A 22,639-nucleotide genomic window follows, 5' to 3' on the forward strand; every position below is an offset into this window, starting at 1 on the left:
TTATAAAAAGCCACGCCTTATACAAAAGCGTGGCTTTTTATCGTTTACATACTTATGGTTTCGCAGGAGTTAATCATTTTTGCATGACAGGCTTATAGTGCCCTGGTATGTTTTGGGCTGAAATGGCCAATCGGTTCCAGCCGTTGATCGTGATGATGATGGTAACGAGATCGATATATTGTTTTTCATCAAAATGAAGGCGGACCTTCTCATATAGATCATCAGGTACACCGTTGGCAGAAATGGCCGTGACCGCTTCCGTCAATTCCAGCGCTGCCCTTTCCGAATCAGAATAGAATGGTGTTTCACGCCAAGCACTCAAACAGTAAATTCTTTGTTCCGTTTCACCCATTGCCCGGGCATCCTTTGTATGCATATCCAAGCAGTACGCACAGCCATTGATTTGAGACGCGCGAATTTTAATCAATTCGATTAATGTGCTATCGATTTCCGTTGTTTTCTTGTACTCCTCCAAACCCATCATTAATTTGACCACTTCACGATTTGTCTTCATGTAGTTAATCCGTTGTTCCATGTCTATCTCCTCCATTAAGTCTTTTTAGGTTCCACTTATAAGACAATATAGAGGTTTGATTTGTGACATTCAAAAAAGAGAGCCCGTTATGAGCCCTCCGTCTGACCTATTAAGGAATAGGAATATGATGTAATTTATCGGGATTGGTGACCATAAAGATTTTCCGGATATTTTTTTGTTTTGAATCCCATTCAAAGCAGATGACTTTGACAGGCTTTCCTTCTTTCATTTGCAAAATTCCTTCCTGACCATTGACCATCACCGGAAGAAGTTCTCCTACGAAACTTCCTTTAGCAGCAACTCCTTTAAGAAAGGAGGATACGCGCTGTTTGTTTACAATCGGATTTAATGCAGAAAGCACTTTTCCTCCTCCGTCAGTAACAAGCACGACATCTTCTGTAAGGAGATCCAAAAACTCCTCAAAGTTTCCTGTCGCAGATGCTTTTATGAATTTTTTTGCCAATAGATCGACATGTTTCGTATCCACCGGATGGACTGGCAGATCATTCTGTAATTTCCGCTTTGCCCGGCTGTAGATCTTTCTGCAGTTCACTTCATTCTTTTCCAGCATTTCGGCAATATCTTCATAGCTGTAAGCGAATGCCTCTCTAAGCACGAATACCGCTCTTTCAACAGGTGAAAGCTGTTCCAGCAAAACGAGGAAGGCATATGCAACCGTTTCATCCGTTACGACCTTATCTAAAGGCAGGCCTGTTTCGCTTACCCGAGGTTCAGGCAGCCAAGGACCTGTGTAAACCTCTCTTCTCTTATGGGCTGATTTTAAAAAATTCAGACAGCGATTTGTCGTCATTTTCGCAAGATATGCTTTCATGTCCTTAATTTCGTCGGTATCAAGCTTAAGCTGCAGGAATAAATCATGAACGATATCTTCTGCATCGGTAACCGATCCGAGCATCCGGTATGCGATGGAAAAAAGAAAAGGTTGATATGTCTTATATAATGTATCCAGCTCCACTTGCTTCACCTAATTTCTTTCAAATTCATTTTTTTTGAGAACGTATGACCCTTTCCATAACTATTCTCTACACCAATCATATATCCTTCTTCACCATCCACAACTTAAAAAGAGCAGCAAAAGAGGCTGCTCCCAGACTGTAGACGAAATCGATCATTATTCCAATTTCGGATACTCATTTATCAAGGTGCTTCATACCATACGATATCATCAAACATTTTTACAACCCGCGGTATGAAGCCTTCTTCATATTCTTCCGGGTATTGAACGATCGCATGGTAAACGCGGTCGCCATGTTGAAAAACCGACACTGTACCTAATATTGAATAATTACTGCCCTTCTTACTAATGTCAAATTCCACCTCAGACCAATCAAATCGGTTAGGCGTATTATCAGATCGCTGTTTAATCTCAAAGTCGTTGCTTATCACAACTTCCCTCGCAAACTCTGCCTGTTCTTCTATGTTTGAATTCGTACCCTCACTTTTGGAAAATATCTGAACTTTGGCATCCTCATTTCTCTTGCCTGCAAAATACGCAAAAACAATCATGGCATCTCCTTCACCAGAACTAGCCTCTTCAACTACCATGTCATCCACGATGTAGGTTGAGAATCCCAATGCCTGACTATGATGAAGCGTGAATGGGAATGATTCTTCCATACCTTCTAATATGATCATATCCGTTTTCGTATTTGGCAGATCTTTTGTCGGATCATCGACCGATTCACCTCGAGGATCTTCATCTTGCCCGTCGGTTTGCTTAGGATTATCATTTGGCTTTTCTGAAATTGGCGGAGATTCCTCATTTCCCTCCTGGACCCCTATACAAGCACTAAGTCCTGTTACCAAAAAAACAGCTGCCAAAATCAACAATATCTTTTTCATCGGAACCCTCTTTTCCTATGTTTTAACAAATTATTATACGGTCCCATATGGAAAAAAGTTACACTGTGCTTCATTGAGTATCAGGCTTTATCGACTTAAAAAAGATCGATACTCCACTCCATCGACATTAATACGTGCTTGCCGGAAATAATCTTTCCCTAATAATCGTACATTAAGAAGGCCCCCAGAAATGTTAACCTTATCATTAGAGTAAACCCTATTGATGCATAATGAAATAATCCTTTTAAATGGATTCAATGTCTCTTAGAGCTTGTATCAAAATGCTTAGTGTTATAAATTCGCATTTTCCTAACGCTCCCCCTACTAGGGAGGTCACTCTCCACTATGGGATTATATTTTTTCTAGTTCCTTTTTCTTAATTGGAATAGTATACTATAACAGTTATATAGAGATAAAGTCATAAGGAGAAGTAGTTTATGGGGGCAGAATTAAATAAAAAAACTCGATATTTTTACGAGTTGAATTTTATACGTGCTATTGCTTGTTTATGTGTTGTGATGGTTCATGTCACAGCAAAGAATTATCACTTAAATGATCAGAACTTCAATTGGCTGACACTATTTTTAAATCAAGTTGCAAGATATGGTACACCATTCTTTGCAATCTTGAGTGGTTTTCTGTTATACAATCAAGCAATTAAAAAGGGATTTAATTTTAAAAAGTTTGTTATATCTAGATTTACCAAAATTGTAATACCGTTTCTTTTATGGAGTTTTCTTTATTTACTTGTTAGACAGTATAAGTTCCCTTGGTCTGAGGGAGGAGTCAGTACAAAAGATTTTTTATTACTTTTCTCACTTGGTGATAGTTATTATCATCTTTATTTTATTGTTGTGGTGATTCAATTTTATTTACTATTCCCTATTTTACAATTGGCTAAAACGAAAAATAGTATGTTAGCTTTAACAATCATAGCTCTTTTTATAAATTATTATTTTATGCGGCAACCATTTGATACAGGAAATGAAACTTTTAATCTACTTATACAGGATAGATCATCAATATTTAAGTGGATTTTTTATTTTCTCTTCGGAGGACTTTTAGTATACTTTTGGGAACCTCTTGTAAAATGGGTTGAAAAAAATGTGAATTTCAGTATTTTACTCGGTGCTATTAGTATCTGTTTCGTTATATATGAGTACAATACATTCGGTTTTTTTTCATCTACGCGCATCGCTAATTTGTTTCACATGCCATTATTTCTCGTTGTACTAATTGGTGTTTATTATGTTATGGAGCGTTGGAAGAAAGTAAGAAACTATATAATGGAACTTGGTAATTTATCGATGGGAGTTTATTTAGTTCATCCAATGGTATTATATATAATACAAAATCACATACCTGAACTATTAACTCAAACAAGATGGATTCCTTTAGCTTTTCTTATTACTGTACTTTCTTCGATTCTTTTAGTTAAACTTATTAATAAAATTCCGTTTGGTCAATTTGTTGTTACAGTTGCATCTCCAAAAAAAGTAAAATATCAAGAGGTGCAAAGGTGGAAAGCTAGTTAACTAAAATATAAATACAAGGGGAAATTTCATTTGAGCATTTCCCCTTGTATTTTAGCATGTTGTTCCAATTTCTTATAGTATAAGACTTACCATCTTAATAATTGGATATATATATCATTAGTTCATATAAACGATGTATATATGTCACGGAATTATTCAGCTCTGTTGTCACAATCTATAGGCATTTCGTTCGTTCGCAAAGTGCCTTCACGCTTTAAGTTGGGAGAATGCAGTAAAGCATAGCGTTGAATCTAAACCATTAACCGATATATAAAACATTTATTCTCCAAATTGGTGTTATAGTTATAATCTTTTCCACTTTGTAAAAATAAAAATATGTTAGATCTAACCACAGAAGCTGTCTGACAGGAAAGGGTAGCTTTTGTGGTTTTATTTTAATTTTTCCTTTATTCATTATTTTTAACGCTCAATAAAGTCTACTAAAACAACCTCCAAAGCATTTCCCTTATCCATTCGAGCTAGTTACACGATTTCATCAAACTGTTGCCAGATTTGATCACTCACTTTATAAGCCCGACGGATCCGTGTAGCTTTTGGATTCAATTCTATCCCTCTTTCTGCAAGGTGACGGATTCGTAGCGACCTCTGGGTGATTCAACCGGCTTTTTAGATGCGGCCATTCTTGTAATAGTTCACGAAGAGCTTTCACTTCTTTTCCGAAAAACGTGTCAAGGGTGTGTCACCTGCGTGTCTTATCCACCATTTTCTTTTATTCGATGACATTTTCTTTCTCTTTCCTTTTGTTATTTTCTTCAACTATCCTGCCCCGATAGTTGAAGAAGGGGCTTTTCCCTATAATTTGAATGTATGATAATGTAAAGAATCGCACGTTCAAAAGGCCGCCAATTGGCGGCCTTCATAACTTCCCTTGCCTTATATATACTAATTGAAAAATAAATGTTTTGATTAAGATCCAGTGCTATGTTCTACTGCAGTATCCCAACTAGGAAAATAATACAATGCATTTTTCATTAACTCCGGATCTGACTTCTTTACCTCTTTCTTTCGAGGTGGCTTCCCTTCCTTTTCTACTAATTGAGAAATTTGATTCACGACTTCTTCAACACTCATATTCACTTCCATCTCTGTTCCCTCCTTCTTTCTATTATTTATATATTTTCCTATTTGGTGGAAAATAATACAATTTTTCTTAGCTGAACTACCAGTTTAGTTTACTAAGGGTATTTTTTATCTAATTTGAATGTATGATAATGGAAATGATCGTACAGACAAAAAGCCAACGAAATCGTTGGCTTTTTCACAAATGCTTTATCAAGTTACCGTTAGATTCACCTATGGTTAATGTTAAATGCTTTCTAGAGGTAACCAGATTAATAAACGAAAAATATCACTGGCCCAATATTCCCATGTTTTTTATTTATTATAGGAATACCGGTTATTTTCTTTAGTGCGCTCTTTATTTAAAAAATTTTAGTAACTCAAAGATGTAAAAAATTCATACAAATCAACGACACAAAAAATAAACACCTTTAAGCCCCTAATAGTTTCGCAGCCTGCTAATCAACGGTTTCAACGATCCTCTATCATTCTATGTAAAGCGATTTTCTGCTCCACTTCCTTTATATCTTCTCAGGAGTTGTTTCTGGATTTTACTTAAATAGGTTTTCATGATGGGCTTCAATCGTGTGCAAGAAGCTTTGCATCGAGTTTGTCATATAAGCATCTTTACGGTGAATGAAGACTGTCGAGATATTGCGGTATTCTTCCGGAATTGCATGCACGTGGACTTTTTCATTGACTGTTAAGTGATTTACCGCCGATTGTGGTACGAGGGTAATGCCAAGGCCGAGAGTTACGCTTGTTAAGATCGTTTCCAATACATTGAACTCCATGATCCTTTTGGGCATCACTTCTTCTTCCCTCAGCCATTGTTCCAGTTTAGAGCGATAGCCACAGCCCTGACTGAATACTAAAAATGGTTCTGTTAAGATTTCTTCAAGGTTGAATGTTTCATTTCTTGTAACTAATACAAGTTTTTCTGTACATACATCGTATGGCTGAATGAGCGGATGTTTAATCGGTCCTGTAACAAAAGCGCCATCCAGCCTGTGTTCAATGACATCTTTAATCAGGTCTTCTGTTAACCCCGCCTTTATGGATAAATCGACATTTGGATACTGTTTATGATAAGAGGCTAGAATCTTGGGAAGGTCGCTGACCGTTTCAACTGTACCGATGTTCAATATCCCTGTAGGTGTTTCACTATCCAGGAATACTTGCTTGAGTTCTTCCACATCAAGCAAAATTTTGTTTACATACTCAAGCATTTTTCTAGCCTCTGCAGTTAGGGACATGCCGCGCTTATGCCTATTGAATAAAGGCGTCCGTAACTCCTGCTCTAAATGCTTAATCCTCGCCGTTACATTGGATTGGACGTAATTCAACTCAACAGCCGCCTTACTTACGCTGCCATATTTAGCGACGCACTGGAATATTTGCAAATCCCGCATTTCCATAAAAGTGACCCCCTTTCTCAACTATCATTAATAATGATGATTATATTCATTTTAAGTCATTTTACATGATAATGACTTTATCATAAGGTGTGTATAGGAATTAAATCAATCATTATTTTTGAGGGGAAGCTTTTATGAAAAAAAATCAAGTTTTAATCGGTGCACTTTTATGTTTGACAGCCAGCGTTTCTTGGGGAGCGATGTTTCCAGTTGCAGAAAGGGCACTATTGTATATTGATCCTTTTTATTTCTCTTTTTTGCGATATTTAGCTGTTAGCGTAATTTTAGGGATATTGCTTTTAATTAAAGAGGGTAAGACTTCTTTTAGACTGGAAGGAAAAGGAAAGAAATTATTGTTTTTTGGAACGATGGCGTTCACTGTATACAACTTTCTCATTTTCGCAGGTCAAGACTTACTGGGACATAACGGGGTAATTGTTGCTTCCATCATGGAATCATTAATGCCCATGATTTCCATTTTAATTCTGTGGGTTTTCAAAAATGCCAGGCCCATGAAATATACCATTGCCAGCATGTTCATTGCCTTGATAGGGGCCATTCTTGTCATTACCAATGGCAATATATCATTCGTATTTTTATTGAAAGATAGCCTCATCCCTATCCTTTTCATTCTCATCGGGGTTATAGGATGGGTTATATATACGATGGGCGGCAACCAATTCAATGGATGGTCAACACTTCGCTATTCGACTTTAACGTGCATCTTAGGAACTGCAGTATCAGCCATCATAACATTCCTCGCAACTGCAATGGGCCTGTCTGTCCCTACAGCAGAGGTTATGCAATCCATTTATGGCGAAATGATTTTCATGATTATTTTCCCCGGAGCCATTGCCCTTTTAAGCTGGAATTTAGGCATTAAACTTTTAACGCCAATCAATGGGATCCTATTTATCAATCTAGTTCCAATAACCACGTTGATCATCGTTTTTATCCAAGGAAAATCACTATCATCATTCGAATTACTGGGAACCTTCTTAGTGATATATGCATTGTTTCAAAACAATTATTATCAAAGAAAAAACTTGCCTTCCCAAGTTGAGAAATTGAATCCAAGGAAATTGAAAAATATCATTTAATAAAAGGTACACAACATCTAGGAGGGCAACGATGGATTTATTAACGCTTATGCTGATCTTTGGATTGGCTGGACTGTGGGAATTGGCCACGATTAATAAGAATGTGAAAAAGATGAATGAGCAAAATGCAGAATTGATTAATCTGTATCATGAAAGAAGTAAAAGAATTCAATAAAATTGCCTTTTAGTAAAACTGCATATTTATGAAAAAGTAATCCTAATGCAAAAAAGCCCTTCATTTAGAGAGTTTTTTTTGCATTAGGGATGATCGTACTATTCACCAAGCTTCTTCCGGGATATCCGCTGCTGCATTCTTTAGCGCCTTTTTTGATCCCCGCTCTAGGTCATGGTTCAATCTCCTCTCTTTATAGCTGACAAATAAGGTATTTAGAGCAAATAGAAAAGAGCATGCGTTGAAAAATAAACATGCCCTTTTTATGGATAAGGCGTAAGCAATTCACCGCCTTGTCCATTAACCATTCGCTATTTTTTTTTATGATAGTCCCTTTTGACATTTCAACATTATAAATTTAAATGGAGGTTTATTTTCCATATTCTTATGCGGCTCAACAATTTCCGAAAACTCTATCAGTCCATAATTTCCAAATTCCTGTTTTATTGAGTCAGAATCATAAAAAAACATTTTTATCCCTTCCATTATCTCGAAATAGTCTTTCCCCAGTTGTTTTCCCTTTCCAAACATTGGGGCTTCCTTTGAAATAGTAGTAAAGATCATATATCCGTTTGGCTTTAACTGATTATAGCAAGCTTTAATAAACTTTTCTCGCTCACGATTATTCAATAAGTGAATAAGGGCATAACAAAATATACCATCATAAAGTTTGTTTTCAAAAGGCATATCGGTTACTGAACCATGAAAAATATTAAGATTAAGTCCATTTTGCCTAGCCAATTCAATCGCTGTTTTTGAAATCTCAATACCTGTTACATGTATTCCGTTGTCAGTAAAAACCTTTGCATTTCTGCCATATCCAATACCAGGAATCAATATATCCTTAACTTTCTTTTCAAGGAAAAAATCCTTTGTCAAGATTGCCGAGTCCGAAGGTTCCAATCCCCACATCATTTGATTTTCTATAAAACTTGATTCCCAGATTTCCGTCATGCTTCAATCTCCTTTACAAATGGCTTTCTTTCTAAAAAAAATGGATTTTATGCCTCCAAAAGAAATGCAGCTTCAACTAAATCCATAATGACTCCAGCCGCCGCTTTATTACCCTCCGCCGCCGCAATCACCAGCTGAGAGGGCGTGCTGAGTGAGGTATCTCCGCATGCATATACCCCTTCAACCGTTGTTCGTCCAAATGAATCCACTTTAATCCCGCGGTTCGGAGCGATCTCGCAGCCGAGCTGTTCCGCAAAAGAAGCGGACTGCACCAAGTCTGCCACCACAATACCTGCCTCCCTTTTAATTTCCCGTCCATTTTGCAGAAGGATTGATGTCAGCTGCCCTCCTTTCGATTTAAGACTTTCAATCTTTTCTTCCACGACTATCACGTGCTGCCTAGCCAAGATATCCTTCTCCTCATCAAGCCCCTGATAGCCATTTGTAAACACGATTACATCCCCGCTCCAGTTTGACAGCAGTTTTCCCATATGAAAAGCCCGTTCATTTTCTGCAATCACCGCCAATGCTTGGCCCCGCATTTCCCAGCCGTCACAAAACGGACAGCTGAAAACACTCGTTCCATATACATTCTGTAAGCCTGGAATCTCCGGCAAAACATCCCGAAGCCCTGTTGCGAGAAGCACTTTTTTCGCCATGTATTCCGTTCCGCCTTTCGTTTGAATTCGGAACACATCACTGGCTTTTTCAATAATCTCCACCTGCTCCTCCTTAATGGAGACGGACGGATATTTCTGGACATCCATTCTTGCCCGTTTCTTGAACTCTGACGGTTTTACCCCATCCTGCGTGATAAAGCCGTGCGACTCCTGCGTCACCCGATTACGCGGTTTATCCTCATCAAACAAAATTGTTTTCCGTCCAGCACGCCCCATGACCAATGCGGCATTCAGTCCTGCAGGTCCTCCGCCAATGATTACACAATCCAACACATGAAACACTCCCTCTTTATAAAACCTATTAAAGACCCTTAATATCCTTAATTACTGCAAAAAAATTTATTTTTCTTTTTTTGTCACCTGACCCTGTCTTTTTTCGATTTGCTCCGCAATGCTTTGAATCGTTCGTCCAGCCAATTCTTTCTTCATGTTGCCTTCCGCCTCGATCATCACACGTTCAATTAAACACTCGCTTTCGGCATGGTCAAATGCACAGTTGAACAGAACCGACTGACCCTCCACCGCTTCAATAACATCCAGAAACGAAATGTCCTGCGCGCGTCGTGAAATACTGTAGCCGCCTTTTGCTCCTGGCACTGATTCAACTAATCCTGCCTTCACAAGCTTCGTCAAAATCTTCGACAAGTACGTCGGGGACAAATCCTGCATGTACGCCAGCTGATCCACGCTTACCGTCTGACCTTTTGGTTCCATCGTTAAATGCACCATTGTATGTAGTGCATAAGTGGTTGCCTTTGAATACTTCATTGATGCACCTCATAATTAAAACTATTACAGACTTTTAATATCCGTAATTGATTGTAACTCAAGCTAAAAAAAAATCGCAAACTTTTTCCCCTCACCTAATGATTGATCAACAGGTTACGATCCACACGAGAAAGTAATGTCGACATCGCTCACTCTAAACAAGGAGGGCTGTATCACCTCTGAAATTGTACTGGTCATTTATGGAACCCACCGACTAAAATAATCGTTTATTTTGGAAACAAGGATTAATAAACAAGTGATTTAGATAAAAGGCCTTATAATGGTTGGATAGATTTTTATTAAATTCAAAGGATGTTTGATTAATAATGATAAAATCAAAAAAATATATTGTCTTATTTATCTGGGTAGTATTATTTTTATATTTCTTTGATAAGTATATGCCCAAAGGTATTTATTATTTTATTGTAGGAATTCCAGTCCTTTTTCTAAGTGCTATTTTTATTTTAAGAGGTTTAATCATTCAAAAGGTTTAAGAAGCTAAATATTTAGGTGATACTAACAACCTTTCATTTCTGCGTCTAAAGCCTAATCCTTATTCTCCACACGAGAAAGTAAGCAAAAAAGTATGAGCCCTGTTCATACAGAACTCATACTTTTTTGGTTGCACACGTTTTTTTGTTTCATTAATCAAGCATTGCTCTTCCCTTTACAAAATCCATTCTTATCCTGGTTATTCACCAAGCTTCTTCCGGATATCCGCCGCTACGTTCTTTAGCGCCTTTTTTGATCCCCGTTCAAGGTCGTGGTTCAATTTCCTTTCCTTGTAGCTGACAAATAAGGTATTGAGATCATAGCCTTCAGGATATAAATCGATGGCCTTTATTTCAAGCTCAAGCTTATTGGCATGAACTTCCTTGAAGGTATCTTCGAAAAGTACGACGACATTATTGAAGGAGTCCTTTTTCTTGTAAACGATCGCGTATCCATTCAGTTCGCTTACCTTCACTTTGTCACCGACTTCATATTCATAAGATGATTCTTTAGGAACGGCTGCTGGCTTCGCTTTTTTGATTTTACTTTCCTGGACACGCTCCAAGTCGTAGTCTTTATTTTCGATATAGAGCTTTGCCTTTTGCAGAACCTTGTCACGGACATTCATTTTTTTGGCTATCCAGAGGGCATTGCTTTCCCCGGATTGACCGATCAACAGCTTGTATTTTGGCTCAAGTGTTTCGCTGTTGAATTGCATGGCCGCATTCATGAAATCACTGTGTATTTCCGAATAGCGCTTGATTTCACCGTAATGGGTCGTCGCAACGGTTATGCAGCCCCTTTGATAAAATTCCTCAAGGATGCTAATCGCCAGTGCGGCTCCTTCATTCGGTTCCGTTCCGCTCCCGATTTCATCGAACAGCAGCAAGGAGTTATTGGTTATTGCCCCCATGATTTCCGAGATGTTTTTCATATGCGATGAAAACGTGCTCAGTGCATTTTCCATGCTTTGATTATCACCGATATCGACGAATACTTGATCGAAGACGGCAAGCTCCGTCCCCTCTTTCCCGGCAACATGCAGTCCTGACATGACAGCCAATGTAAGGATGCCGATCGTTTTCAGGACGACTGTTTTCCCCCCTGCATTAGGGCCTGTAATAATCAAGCTGCGATAGTCCTTACCGATTTCAAAATCCAAAGGTACGCTGTCTTGCGGCAATAGTGGATGTTTACAGCCCGTTAATTTAATATAACCGTGATCATTGATTTTCGGTTCGATGGCATCCATGCTTTTACTGAACTTGGCTTTTGCGAAGATCATGTCATATTGACTGATTAACTCGATGTTTATCTTGATCGGTTTCAGCTGTTCGAAAACCGTTCCGGATAATGTGGCCAAAAGTTGATACTCTTCCATCGATTCCTCCGCTTTTAAACTGGCCAATTCTACATTCAATTTCGTCACCGAGGCAGGTTCGATGAACACGGTAGCCCCTTTTGCAGAAACTTCCACGATCGTTCCGGCCACTTGATTTTTATAGGAGGCTTTGATCGGGATGGTGTAGCGATCATCCTTTTTACTGATGAAAAATTCCTGAATGAACTCTTTATTGGTCCCGCTCTTCAAGAACTTATTCAGCCGTTCCTCTATTTTGCTTTCTGTCTTGATGATTTGGTTCCTGATCCGTTTCAGGTCCTTGCTTGCCTCGGAAACAACTGCATTTCCTTTTATCGTAAATTGGATTTCTTCTTCAATGCTCCTGAATTCAGTCATGGAGCGGGCATAGGAATGCAATGTTGGGGCAAAAAACTCTTTATCTGTCATGAATTTCTTGATATTCCTGCAGCCTCTTAAGAAGTCTGCTATCGCCACTAACTCTGACGGCTCCAAGATCATTCCTTTTTCCAGTTTGTCGATATGGAGTCCAATATGTGAAATGCCTTTCAAGGGAATATGGCTTTCTGCATTCAGTAAGTTCCTTGCCTCCGTTGTCTCGTTCAAACGATTTTTAACGACTTTCAAAATGCTGCTCGGCTTAAGCTGATCCAATAACGCTTTTCCTAAACCGCTTACGCAATGGTTTTTCACCATTTCCTTGAGTTGGATATATTGTAATTTTTCATAAGTCATTGTATTCATCTTATGATCCTCCTTGAATAAGTGAGTGATTAAAATTCCTGAATCCAAAAAATGCCCGCAATGGTCCCCCTACCTTTACAAATGAACAAGCCATTTGAGTAGAAAGCTCCTGCGGGCACGGCCTTATCTATAGATAAGTACCTAAAATCGATAACAAATTGGGCAGCTCGAATAGACCTGCGTACACAAAAAAGCATGATAGGACAAATCCCACCATGCTTTTCGCCGTAACACCTGCATGTTACACGATTTATGGAAAAGGAAGCAGTCTTAAGGTAGGTATTCACAATGCAGAATTGCACTGTGAAAAAAGGCATATTTAATCCAATGACATATCAGTGATTAAATACCTTATTCAACTAAATTAGTTGATACCTACTCCCGACATAAAACACCACACCTTTTCTTAGATTGGAATTAACATACCATATCAGTAAGAAAGAGTCAATTCTTTTTTCCATTTTCCAATGTTTTATTAAAAAGGTGATGCAATGGATCATCCTATTCAAGAAAAAAAGGCAGCCAAGCCCCTGATTTTACTCTTCAGTACCTCCCCTTTTCAGTGTCTGAATATTTACTTTAAAATGGGGGTATGTTATCCTTATATTGACATAAACTGAAAACAGCCCCATGCGCTAACATGAGGCTGACAACTAGCAAGAGTGGTTGGTCACAACTAACTTAATTAATCGTCAGAAGAAGAACCATTGCCATCTTGGGAGGATGAGTGGTTCTTTTTCCGTTTCTTGGCGAACATAGATAGGATAAGACTGGTTGCTACAGCAACAAATATCTCTTTACCCATATCTGTTATCAAGTTCAATAAGAAATGAATCAAGCGGTCACCTCCTTTCCAATCTATCATTAGATGGAAAAGCAAAGCGTGACCTACCACTCTATCCTCAGTTGTCCCTCTATTTTATCATATTTTTACCTTAATGGTAATTATATGAAAATAAACCAAGTCCAACTAACATTTGACGCCAGGTAAGTCATTAACAAAAGGGGATTATCCAGTGGATAATCCCCTTTGCGGTTTAAGCTTCCTCACTCATCATGAGAGGGACTGTTTTCCCTTCGTTCACGTTGATCAATCCATGGTCGGTTATTTTCAGAGCCGGGCTGACAGGAAGCGATAAGGTGCTTAATGACATGATGACATTATAATGTTCGTAGCCTAATGATTTAAGTGCATCTGTCAGGTGCTGAACCTGCGTTGATACGATGTCCATCGGCTCTTCGGAAAGGATCCCCCCTACCGGAAGAGGAATCATGGATAGGACCTTGCCGTCTTCAACGCAGCAGACTCCCCCTTGCTTCCTTATGACTTCGTTAGCGGCCATCATCATATCCTGCTTATTATGGCCAATCACCAAAAGATTGTGGTTATCATGCGAATAGGTTGTGGCGACCGCTCCACTCTTCAAAACATCGCCGGTGATCAGCCCATGCGCGCGATTACCGTTTTTCCCATATCTTTCGAATGTGGCGATTAAGCCATAAGGGCTTTCTTCCCAGCATAATCGACCATTCTTCCCATCTAAACGATCATGGGTTTCAGATGTGAAAGTGGAACCATTCTGCACGTTTATGATCCGGCACATGCTGCTTTCAAGCTCATCCGGGATCGTGATGGTAAAATCGTTTTCGGTAAGTTCCGCAAGCTTCACACTTTGATAGAAATGCTCAGGAAACTGTTCTTCCTTCACTTCTTGGACATATGGCTGTGAAGATTCATAAACCAGTTCACCTTTTTTATATACTTGTTCAATTTCAAATGCTTCCAAATCCGATAGCAGCAGGAAATCTGCCGTTTTTCCAGGTGCAATGGCGCCGCGGTCATACATCCTCATCCGCTGTGCAGGTGTATAGGTGCATGCATAAATGGCTTTTTCCGGAGTCATCCCCATTTGAACGGCCTTCTTTAAAAGGACGTTCAGATGTCCTCTGTTTTGGAAAGAGTCGGTCATGACATCATCGGTGACAAAGCAGAAATGCTCATCCACCTGATTTTCCTTCAAGTAATCTATCACTTCTTCAGTCATTGATTTCTCTTGGATCTCAATGAACATCCCGGCAGCGATCCTCGCCTCCATCCCTTCAACGGTCTGGTGTGTATGATCTGAGTTCACTCCGGCATTAATAATCTTCTGCAAGTCCAAGTCAAGCAGCTTTGGAACGTGCCCCTCTATGATCAGATCTGGATAACGGGAACGGATATGGGACAAGATCTTATTCGTTTTGCAATCCGGGTCGGTTATGACCTCATAGTAATTCATGATCTCGCCGAGGCATATAATGTCCTCCGTTTGCATCAATTCGTCAATATCATTTATTTCGATAGCACCGCCTGTTGTTTCCATCGACGTGGCAGGAACGGAACTCGGGATGGCATAAAACATATCCGCTACGCAATCTTGACTTGCTTTGATCATTTCCTTCACTCCGGAAATGCCGAAAACATTGGCCATTTCATGTGGTTCCGGCACGATCGTCGTCACGCCATTTTTGATTAATCCGTAGGAAAAAGTAGCAGGCGTCACCATCGTACTTTCAATGTGGAGATGGATATCGATCAAGCCTGGAACCATATACTTCCCATGTCCATCGACGATTGTATCAGGCTCGAAGGCATCCAATTCACGTTCTCCAATATAATAGAACTTTCCATCCTTGATGGCTGCATTCCCTTTAATAAATCTTTTAAAATAGCTGTTAAACACGTTGATATCTCTTACAAGCATATCCATTCGCATAACTTACCCTCCTAAGCTAGTCAACAAGCACCATCTGGTTTCTCGGAATTTCAAGGATGATTTCCTGACCCGTCCGATAAGATTCCGCCATCTCTTTGTTCACAGTGAAATCCCCTATTGGAGTTTCAACGACATATTGATAGCTTCTTCCAAGATACGTACTTACCTTGACCCGGCCAGATAAGCTATTTTCCTGAACAGCTCCCGTGTTATCTTTTTCCCTGATCAATAGATCGTCCGGCCTGATGGCGCCTACTTTTCCCGTTGTATTGGTCATCTGTGCATCCTTTTGCAGCACAAATGAGTATCCGGATTTGCTCAGTTCGATTTTACCGTCATGATCTGTCCGCTTATCGAAGTCAATGAAGTTCTTGAAGCCGATGAAGTCCGCGACAAATTTGGTTTCAGGATATTTGTAAATGGTCGCGGGATCACTAAGCTGCTCGATGATCCCTTTATTCATGATCGCCACCTGGTCGGATATCGAAAAGCATTCTTCCTGGTCATGGGAAACGTATACCGTTGTAATCCCCAACTCTTGTTGGATACGGCGAATCTCGACCCTCATATTCACCCTTAAGTTGGCGTCAAGATTACTCAATGGCTCGTCAAATAAGAGGATGTCCGGTTCAATCACCAGCGCCCTGGCAATCGCGACCCGCTGCTTTTGGCCTCCGGAAAGCTCTTGGGGATATCGTTTTTCAAAACCTTTTAAATTAACGATCTCGAGTACATTCATTACTTTTCTTTCGATTTCACTTTTGGAATTCTTTCTCAGACGGAGACCGAATGCAATATTATCGAATATCGACAAATGCGGAAATAATGCATAGTTTTGGAACACAAAGCCAAAATTCCGCTTGTTGACGGGCACTTTCGTATAGTCCTTTTCCTTGAATAAAAACTTCCCTTCGTTCGCCTGTAAAAACCCGGCAATTAACCTTAGGGTCGTCGTTTTCCCACAGCCACTCGGGCCAAGAAGGGATACCAGTTTCCCTTTTTCAATCTCAAGGTTGAAATCTTTTAATATATTCTGTTTGTTATATGCTACAGATACATCTTGTAAAGTGAATAAAGCCATCCATCATTACCTCCTTATCGTTTTGTGAAATAAGACAATCCCATGAGCCGTTCTACTATAAACATGAAGAAAGCCGTTATGAACATGAGTAATACGGAAATGGCCGAAATGGTAGGGTCAAAGTAGTTCTCTACATACGTCAGCATCTGAATCGGAAATGTACTTACCCCAGGGCCTGTCATATAAACTGAAATGTCTACATTATTGAAGGATTCCAAGAAGGCGATCATGATAGCCGCAAGAATTCCTGATTTTATATTCGGAAGGACGACTGTAAAGAACGTCCCCAATTTACTGGCGCCAAGGCTCTCCGCCGCTTCTTCAATGGAAAAGTCAAAGTTTGATAAGCTTGAAGAAATCACGCGGATGATGAACGGCAGCATGATAACAGTATGTCCCACAAACAGTGCCGCATAAATCGGAAGCTGATAAGCCCCCACAATATAACGTAAAAACGCAAAGCCCAGCACAATTCCCGGTATTAATATGGGGGAAACGAAAAAGGCATTAATCACGCTTTTCCCTTTGAAATCAAACCGGCTTAATGCATAGGCAGCCGGCACTCCCAATAACAGTGCGAGAAGATTGCCTGCCAGTGAAACAAGAATGGACGTCTTAAAAGCGACCAAAAACATTTCCACATTAAAAATATTTTCATACCATCTTAAAGAAAACTCTTCTGGCGGGAACTTCAAAATATTTCCGCCTTCGAATGACGTTACGGATATGATAAGCAAAGGCCCTAGTAAAAAAAGGAACACCAGGAGAGTAAACAGGGCCAATCCTCGATTTTTTTCCTGCATACACCTCTACCCCTTTGGATTTAATTTTTTTGCCAAACCATTCATGATCGATATGATAAGGACGGTCACCGCTATCATGATGGTGGCGACAATCGATGCCACTTGCCATTCGTTCAATGTAATCGCGTTTTGATAAAGAAATGTTGAAATGACCCGCTGTTTCCCGCCTAATAATGCAGGCGTTGTATAGGCCGTGAAGCTCCCTACAAAAACAAGGATGCTGCCAATGACCAAACCAGGAACCGAAAGCGGAATGACCACTTTTGAGAATACGGCCAATCTTGATGCACCAAGGCTCTCCGCCGCTTTTAATAAGTCCGTCTCGATGTTCTCCATCACACCCACCAGCGTCACGATGATCAATGGCAGGAATAAATGGACCAATCCGATGATAATGGCCGTAGGCGTATACAATATATCAAGCGGCTTTTCGATCAAGCCCATGCCCATAAGCAATTTATTCACCACACCGTTTTTACCGATGATCACCATCCAGCTGAATGAACGGACCACAGGGCTAGTTAATAGCGGGAAGATTGTCAGCAAAAGCATGATGGCTTTTTTTCGTTGTTTAAGTTTTGAAATATAATAAGCTGCTGGAAATCCTAAAAGAATGCAAATGATCGTCGTGAATAAACTCACCCTAAGTGTCGTCAGCAGAATTTCAATAAAGTATCGATCTTGGAAAAAATCGAAATATCCTTGTATGGATAAGCCGCCGCTTTCATTAAAAAAGGTCGTGCCAATCGTCATTAGGATCGGAATGATCATGAAAATCGTTAAAAATAGAACGCCTGGTAACAGCAGCAGGTATAGATAGCGTTTCTTCACCTCGGAACCCCCTGTTCGTATTATTTATGAATTGATTATGCGAATGAACAGGTCGAAAAACGCTTCCGCATCGACGTCCAGACAAACATGCGCATTTGACTGCTTCATCAGCCTATTTTGAAAGTCGCAAACCATCTGTCCGTCACAAAGCTCGCTTTTTGTTTCAACATCCACATAATATTCTTCTCTGGTGACAAGATCTTCTTGCAAAGCAATGGCTACAGCTAATGGATCATGCATCGCACATGCCCATATACCGTTACGTTCAAAATACCTTTTCCGATAATCTGATGTACTTTGCCTTATATAGTCAGCAAGTTCATCGTTTTGAATCAATTCGATATGCTCTTCACCCAATAGAACCTTTCTCGTGACATCAAGACCAACTTGCGTGATGGATGCGAATCCCGCCTGTAATACGATTTTGGCTGCTTCAGGATCGACATACGTGTTATATTCAGAGGTTGGCGTGACATTGCCAACCCCTTTGATAACTCCGCCCATGAAAATGACTTCTTTAACGAGCTTGGTGATTTGCGGGCACTTTTTCACCGCCAATGCCAAATTCGTAAGAGGTCCCGTCATGACAAGCGTCACTTCACCAGGGAAATTCAAAATGGAATTGATGATGAAATCAGAAGCAAATCCATCATCAGGCCGCTTTTTGACTGGCACATCCCTCAAGGCCCCGCCAATCCCGTCTTCGCCATGGATTCGGTGTTCAAAAAAGGGGCTCCTGATAATTGGGCGATCCGCCCCCTTTATGACTGAAATGTCCTGTTCACCCAATAAATCCAATATTTTGCATGTATTCAATGTGGCCGTATCAAGCGATACATTCCCGTTCACCGTCGTTACCGCCAAGATATCGAATTGACGGCTTTTAACAGCAAGAATGATCCCGATCGCATCATCTATTCCAGTATCCACATCAAGAATCATTTTTCTCTTCATCAAGCACACCTCGTTTCTTTCTTAGTGTGTAAGCTCACGGTTCCAACGATCGATCCATTGTTTAGAGTCTTCATTTACAAACTTCATGTCCAATACACGCAGGCTGTTAATGACTTCATCTCCATAGGTTAAGCCTTTCGCTTCCTTTTCAGAGAGCTTGACTTCCGTATTGACAGGAGAATCCACTTTCGCTTTCGCTGATTTTCCCTGAACTTCCTTGCTTAAGATGTAATTCATGAACTCGCCGGCCAATTCTTTTTGATCGCTGGCTTTAACAATATTCACCGTATTCATCACGGCGTAGCCGCCTTCTTCAGGGGAAATGAACTTAGCATTAGGAACGGCTTCCTGTAAATCGCCAAAATACATTTCCATGATCGGGCCTGCAGCGATTTCCCCTTGCGAGAACATGTTGACGAACTCTGATGTTTGTCCATATTCCTTAACCGCATTCGGCATGATCTTTTTCATTTGATCGAAGGCTTTATCTTCATTGAACTCTTCACTTCCGCTAACTTTTGAAGCGGCATCCAAAAACATCGGTCCAGTTGTCGAAGTGATCGATGGGATCGTGATCTTCCCTGCCAAATCCTTGCTCCAAAGATCTTTCCAAGAGGTGATCGGTTTACTCAATTCATCGGGATTATAGGCAATGCCAAATTGTGCAATGGTATAGGCTGGTCCAAACTCCTCACCATTCGGCGCTTTTGCTTTGTCGTATATATGATCAATATTCGGAATTTTGCTATGGTCCACTTTCTCAAATAAGCCTTCATCGATGCCCTGCTGTGCATAGTAGTCCGATAAATAGATAACATCCACATCGCTATTCGCTTGGCGTACTTTGTTCAATCGATCTGCATTATTTCCGGAATCAACGACAATCTCGACATTGTGCTCTTTTTCAAATGGCTCATATACTTCCGGACGGAAGAAATCATCGGCGAATCCCCAAGTGGAAACGACTAATTTGGCTGGTTTTCCCTTTCCATCCTCTTTTGAAGAGCATGCAGCTAACACTAATGTGAAAAGCGATAACATCATCAATATTTTTTTCATCATTCAAACCTCCAAGTTTATATTGTTTAAAATTTCCTTTTTACTGATATAAATGTAAAAAAAGACAATCTTAAATAGAATTGAAATTCTACCCAAGATTGTCTTTTCTTTGTAAACAAAGATAAAACTTATCATTTGGTTCTCTAGTGGCGTTCCCTTCAGATAAATCCGAAGGGAAATCCATTTATATGATTATATAATTTTTTCCTTCAATACGATATTGGTGAATGCCAGCTGAGTCGCTGAGTCATAATCCCTCAGGACAGCTTCAATATCCCAATTCGTTTGCGTTTCCAGCTTTTGTTTCAGCTTCTTTTTATAAAGCAGGGACATATGGAAGTCAACTTCCTGCTTCAGGCTGGGAACTTCCCCTTCCAAAGCTTCAGAGCGCGGGGCACGTCGATGTTTGGCCTGAAAAGTAATCACATTCTGCTCAACAGTAACCTTCAGCAGCGTCGTACCAAAGCCGAACAATTCCTTCGATACCTCATTATACATATGAGAAAGCAATTTCTTCGTTTCGTTAGAGTTTATCGCTAAGATGACTATCACCTGCCAAACTATCGTTTGAGGTAATTATATATACTTTCTCTTCATTGCACAAGCTAATATTCGGATTTCGCACAAAAAAAATGTTTTTTATTATTAAATTGTACATTTACTCACCAATACACGAATTATAAAAATAAGCAATAAAGATATCAATATATTCATATAACTTTTTATCCAATTCAGCACCTTCTATTAATGAAAACTTTTTCAGAGAAATAAGCACTAGATTGAAAACAGTTGATATAACCTTGCATCGCATTGAAAACGCTCTCATGGGGATTTAATATAGCTAGTATAGAGCGATAAAAAATAAAGAGTATCAAAGGTTCGTTAAATGAGGGAGGAATCATTATGAAGAAAGCTTTTGAGAAAGCGCAGCAGTTCGGTAAATCTTTTATGCTCCCGATTGCCGTTTTGCCAGCGGCCGGTTTATTGCTGGGAATTGGCGGTGCTCTTTCCAATCCAAATACAGTTGAAGCCTATCCTTTTTTAGACTTTGCTTGGCTGCAGGCCATTTTCACGATCATGAGTTCTGCAGGAAGCATCGTATTCGGCAACTTGCCGGTCATTTTTGCCGTAGGTGTTGCAGTAGGATTGGCACGGTCGGATAAAGGGACCGCTGCACTGGCAGCCATGATCGGCTATTTCGTCATGAACAGTTCAATAAATGCACTGCTTCAAATAAACGGGGAACTTGCCAAAGAGAATTTGGCAGGTGCCGGACAAGGAATGGCGGTCGGGATCCAAACACTGGAGACCGGTGTGTTTGGCGGTATCGTAGTAGGTATCGTTGCCGCACTTTTGCACAATAAATATAATAAAATTCAGCTTCCGCAAGTGTTAGGGTTTTTCGGTGGTTCCCGTTTCATTCCGATCATCGTTTCCTTCGCGTCCATCTTGGTTGGAGCCGTACTTTTTATCGTATGGCCTTATTTCCAGCTTTTCATAAATCAATTAGGTGCGCTGGTAACGAGCACAGGCACGATCGGGACTTTCTTTTACGGATTCATATTGCGGATGCTCGGGCCGTTAGGGTTGCACCATATTTTCTACCTTCCCTTCTGGCAAACAGCTTTAGGCGGAACGATGGAGATTAAAGGGCAGCTTGTCAGCGGGACCCAGAATATCTTCTTTGCGCAATTGGCCGATCCAACCACCGTCAAGTACTATGAGGGTGTTTCCCGGTTCATGTCCGGACGGTTCATCACGATGATGTTTGGTTTACCCGGCGCGGCGCTGGCCATTTATCACTGCGCTAAACCTAAAAATAAGAAAGTCGTGGCCGGCTTGCTTCTTTCAGCTGCCTTGACCTCTTTCTTAACAGGCATCACCGAGCCGCTTGAATTCAGTTTCTTATTCGTCGCCCCGATCCTTTATGTTATTCATGCTTTGTTTGACGGACTTGCCTTCATGATGGCAGATATATTCAATATAACGATCGGTCAAACCTTTTCTGGAGGATTTATTGATTTTACTTTATTCGGGATACTCCAGGGAATCAGTAAAACAAACTGGATTTATGTACTGCTCGTCGGCATTCCTTGGTTCTTCCTATACTACTTCACCTTTAAATTCTTGATCAGGAAGAAGAATTTGAAAGTGGTCGGCCGTGAAGATGATGAACAGGCCGCCGTTACACAAGTAACCGCATCAGAAAGAACTCAGACCATCGTCAATGGTTTAGGCGGACAGGAAAATATCGATGTAGTCGATTGCTGTGCAACCCGTCTGCGTGTCACGGTAAAGGATGAATCATTGGTGAAAGAGGACGTCATTAAAACAACCGGTTCAAAAGGCGTCGTAAAAAAAGGAAATGGCATTCAAATAGTATATGGTCCCCAAGTGACGATCATCAAAAATGAAGTGGAAGAATACTTGGATCATTGAGAATATAGACAACGA

At 40.2% G+C, this 22,639-nt stretch carries 21 protein-coding genes; 4 read left to right on the top strand and 17 right to left on the bottom strand.

The genetic code is table 11. The features are described from left to right. Positions 1–73: 73 nt before the first annotated feature. From MPH60_RS17795 to MPH60_RS17805, 3 genes are all read right to left on the bottom strand, one after another. Complete coding sequence (locus tag MPH60_RS17795) at positions 74–535, bottom strand: carboxymuconolactone decarboxylase family protein (RefSeq protein WP_241591447.1); 462 nt, start codon at positions 533–535, stop codon at positions 74–76. A gap of 109 nt (positions 536–644) precedes the next feature. Continuing rightward, entirely contained in the window at positions 645–1,511 is an 867-nt protein-coding gene (locus MPH60_RS17800; RefSeq protein WP_241591445.1) for an RNA polymerase sigma-70 factor, read from the bottom strand. 182 nt (positions 1,512–1,693) lie between these two features. Then, a complete protein-coding gene (locus MPH60_RS17805) occupies positions 1,694–2,398 on the bottom strand; it encodes a hypothetical protein (RefSeq protein ID WP_241591443.1) in 705 nt (234 codons plus the stop codon). 437 nt (positions 2,399–2,835) lie between these two features. On the opposite strand from MPH60_RS17805, the gene MPH60_RS17810 reads away from it, so the two are divergent. Beyond that, a complete protein-coding gene (locus tag MPH60_RS17810; RefSeq protein ID WP_241591441.1) occupies positions 2,836–3,933 on the top strand; it encodes an acyltransferase in 1,098 nt (365 codons plus the stop codon). Positions 3,934–4,860: 927 nt separating this feature from the next. On the opposite strand, the gene MPH60_RS17815 is transcribed toward MPH60_RS17810, so the two are convergent. Both MPH60_RS17815 and MPH60_RS17820 read right to left on the bottom strand, forming a co-directional pair. Then, positions 4,861–5,037: a hypothetical protein gene (locus tag MPH60_RS17815; RefSeq protein WP_241591439.1), complete on the bottom strand. Its 177-nt coding sequence runs from the start codon at positions 5,035–5,037 to the stop codon at positions 4,861–4,863. A gap of 527 nt (positions 5,038–5,564) precedes the next feature. After that, positions 5,565–6,431, bottom strand: a complete 867-nt coding sequence (locus MPH60_RS17820; RefSeq protein ID WP_241591437.1) for a LysR family transcriptional regulator — start codon at positions 6,429–6,431, stop codon at positions 5,565–5,567. Positions 6,432–6,565: 134 nt separating this feature from the next. On the opposite strand from MPH60_RS17820, the gene MPH60_RS17825 reads away from it, so the two are divergent. Both MPH60_RS17825 and MPH60_RS17830 read left to right on the top strand, forming a co-directional pair. Then, entirely contained in the window at positions 6,566–7,531 is a 966-nt protein-coding gene (locus tag MPH60_RS17825; RefSeq protein ID WP_241591436.1) for a DMT family transporter, read from the top strand. 31 nt (positions 7,532–7,562) lie between these two features. Further along, positions 7,563–7,706 (top strand): hypothetical protein, encoded by a 144-nt coding sequence (locus MPH60_RS17830; RefSeq protein WP_241591434.1) that lies wholly within the window; start codon positions 7,563–7,565, stop codon positions 7,704–7,706. Positions 7,707–8,024: 318 nt separating this feature from the next. Here MPH60_RS17830 and MPH60_RS17835 read toward each other — a convergent pair whose 3' ends face one another. From MPH60_RS17835 to MPH60_RS17890, 12 genes are all read right to left on the bottom strand, one after another. Beyond that, positions 8,025–8,657: a class I SAM-dependent methyltransferase gene (locus tag MPH60_RS17835; RefSeq protein WP_241591432.1), complete on the bottom strand. Its 633-nt coding sequence runs from the start codon at positions 8,655–8,657 to the stop codon at positions 8,025–8,027. Positions 8,658–8,704: 47 nt separating this feature from the next. Beyond that, positions 8,705–9,610 carry an NAD(P)/FAD-dependent oxidoreductase gene (locus MPH60_RS17840; protein ID WP_241591429.1) on the bottom strand — a complete coding sequence of 302 codons (906 nt, stop codon included), beginning with the start codon at positions 9,608–9,610 and terminating at the stop codon, positions 8,705–8,707. A 66-nt stretch (positions 9,611–9,676) separates the two neighbouring features. Then, complete coding sequence (locus MPH60_RS17845; protein WP_241591427.1) at positions 9,677–10,105, bottom strand: RrF2 family transcriptional regulator; 429 nt, start codon at positions 10,103–10,105, stop codon at positions 9,677–9,679. A gap of 691 nt (positions 10,106–10,796) precedes the next feature. Next, on the bottom strand, positions 10,797–12,701 hold the full coding sequence (locus MPH60_RS17850; RefSeq protein ID WP_241591425.1) for an endonuclease MutS2: 1,905 nt from the start codon (positions 12,699–12,701) through the stop codon (positions 10,797–10,799). A gap of 685 nt (positions 12,702–13,386) precedes the next feature. After that, entirely contained in the window at positions 13,387–13,539 is a 153-nt protein-coding gene (locus MPH60_RS17855) for a hypothetical protein (RefSeq protein ID WP_153246156.1), read from the bottom strand. 199 nt (positions 13,540–13,738) lie between these two features. Then, positions 13,739–15,457, bottom strand: coding sequence for an adenine deaminase C-terminal domain-containing protein (locus MPH60_RS17860; RefSeq protein ID WP_241591423.1), 1,719 nt, complete (start codon positions 15,455–15,457; stop codon positions 13,739–13,741). 16 nt (positions 15,458–15,473) lie between these two features. Continuing rightward, the gene (locus MPH60_RS17865) at positions 15,474–16,538 is read right to left on the bottom strand and encodes an ABC transporter ATP-binding protein (RefSeq protein ID WP_241591421.1); all 1,065 of its coding nucleotides are present in this window, start codon (positions 16,536–16,538) and stop codon (positions 15,474–15,476) included. A gap of 14 nt (positions 16,539–16,552) precedes the next feature. After that, the gene (locus tag MPH60_RS17870) at positions 16,553–17,341 is read right to left on the bottom strand and encodes an ABC transporter permease (protein ID WP_241591420.1); all 789 of its coding nucleotides are present in this window, start codon (positions 17,339–17,341) and stop codon (positions 16,553–16,555) included. 6 nt (positions 17,342–17,347) lie between these two features. Then, complete coding sequence (locus MPH60_RS17875) at positions 17,348–18,172, bottom strand: ABC transporter permease (RefSeq protein ID WP_241591418.1); 825 nt, start codon at positions 18,170–18,172, stop codon at positions 17,348–17,350. 24 nt (positions 18,173–18,196) lie between these two features. Then, positions 18,197–19,126: a nucleoside hydrolase gene (locus MPH60_RS17880; RefSeq protein WP_241591416.1), complete on the bottom strand. Its 930-nt coding sequence runs from the start codon at positions 19,124–19,126 to the stop codon at positions 18,197–18,199. Positions 19,127–19,147: 21 nt separating this feature from the next. After that, positions 19,148–20,185, bottom strand: coding sequence for an ABC transporter substrate-binding protein (locus tag MPH60_RS17885; RefSeq protein ID WP_241591414.1), 1,038 nt, complete (start codon positions 20,183–20,185; stop codon positions 19,148–19,150). Positions 20,186–20,377: 192 nt separating this feature from the next. Beyond that, complete coding sequence (locus MPH60_RS17890) at positions 20,378–20,683, bottom strand: DUF2294 domain-containing protein (protein WP_081113038.1); 306 nt, start codon at positions 20,681–20,683, stop codon at positions 20,378–20,380. A 405-nt stretch (positions 20,684–21,088) separates the two neighbouring features. Here MPH60_RS17890 and MPH60_RS17895 point away from each other — a divergent pair, with 405 nt between their 5' ends. Beyond that, entirely contained in the window at positions 21,089–22,624 is a 1,536-nt protein-coding gene (locus MPH60_RS17895; protein ID WP_241591411.1) for a maltose/glucose-specific PTS transporter subunit IIC, read from the top strand. Positions 22,625–22,639: the final 15 nt, after the last annotated feature.

Source organism: Peribacillus sp. Aquil_B1 (genome assembly GCF_022603275.1).
GTDB lineage: Bacteria > Bacillota > Bacilli > Bacillales > DSM-1321 > Peribacillus.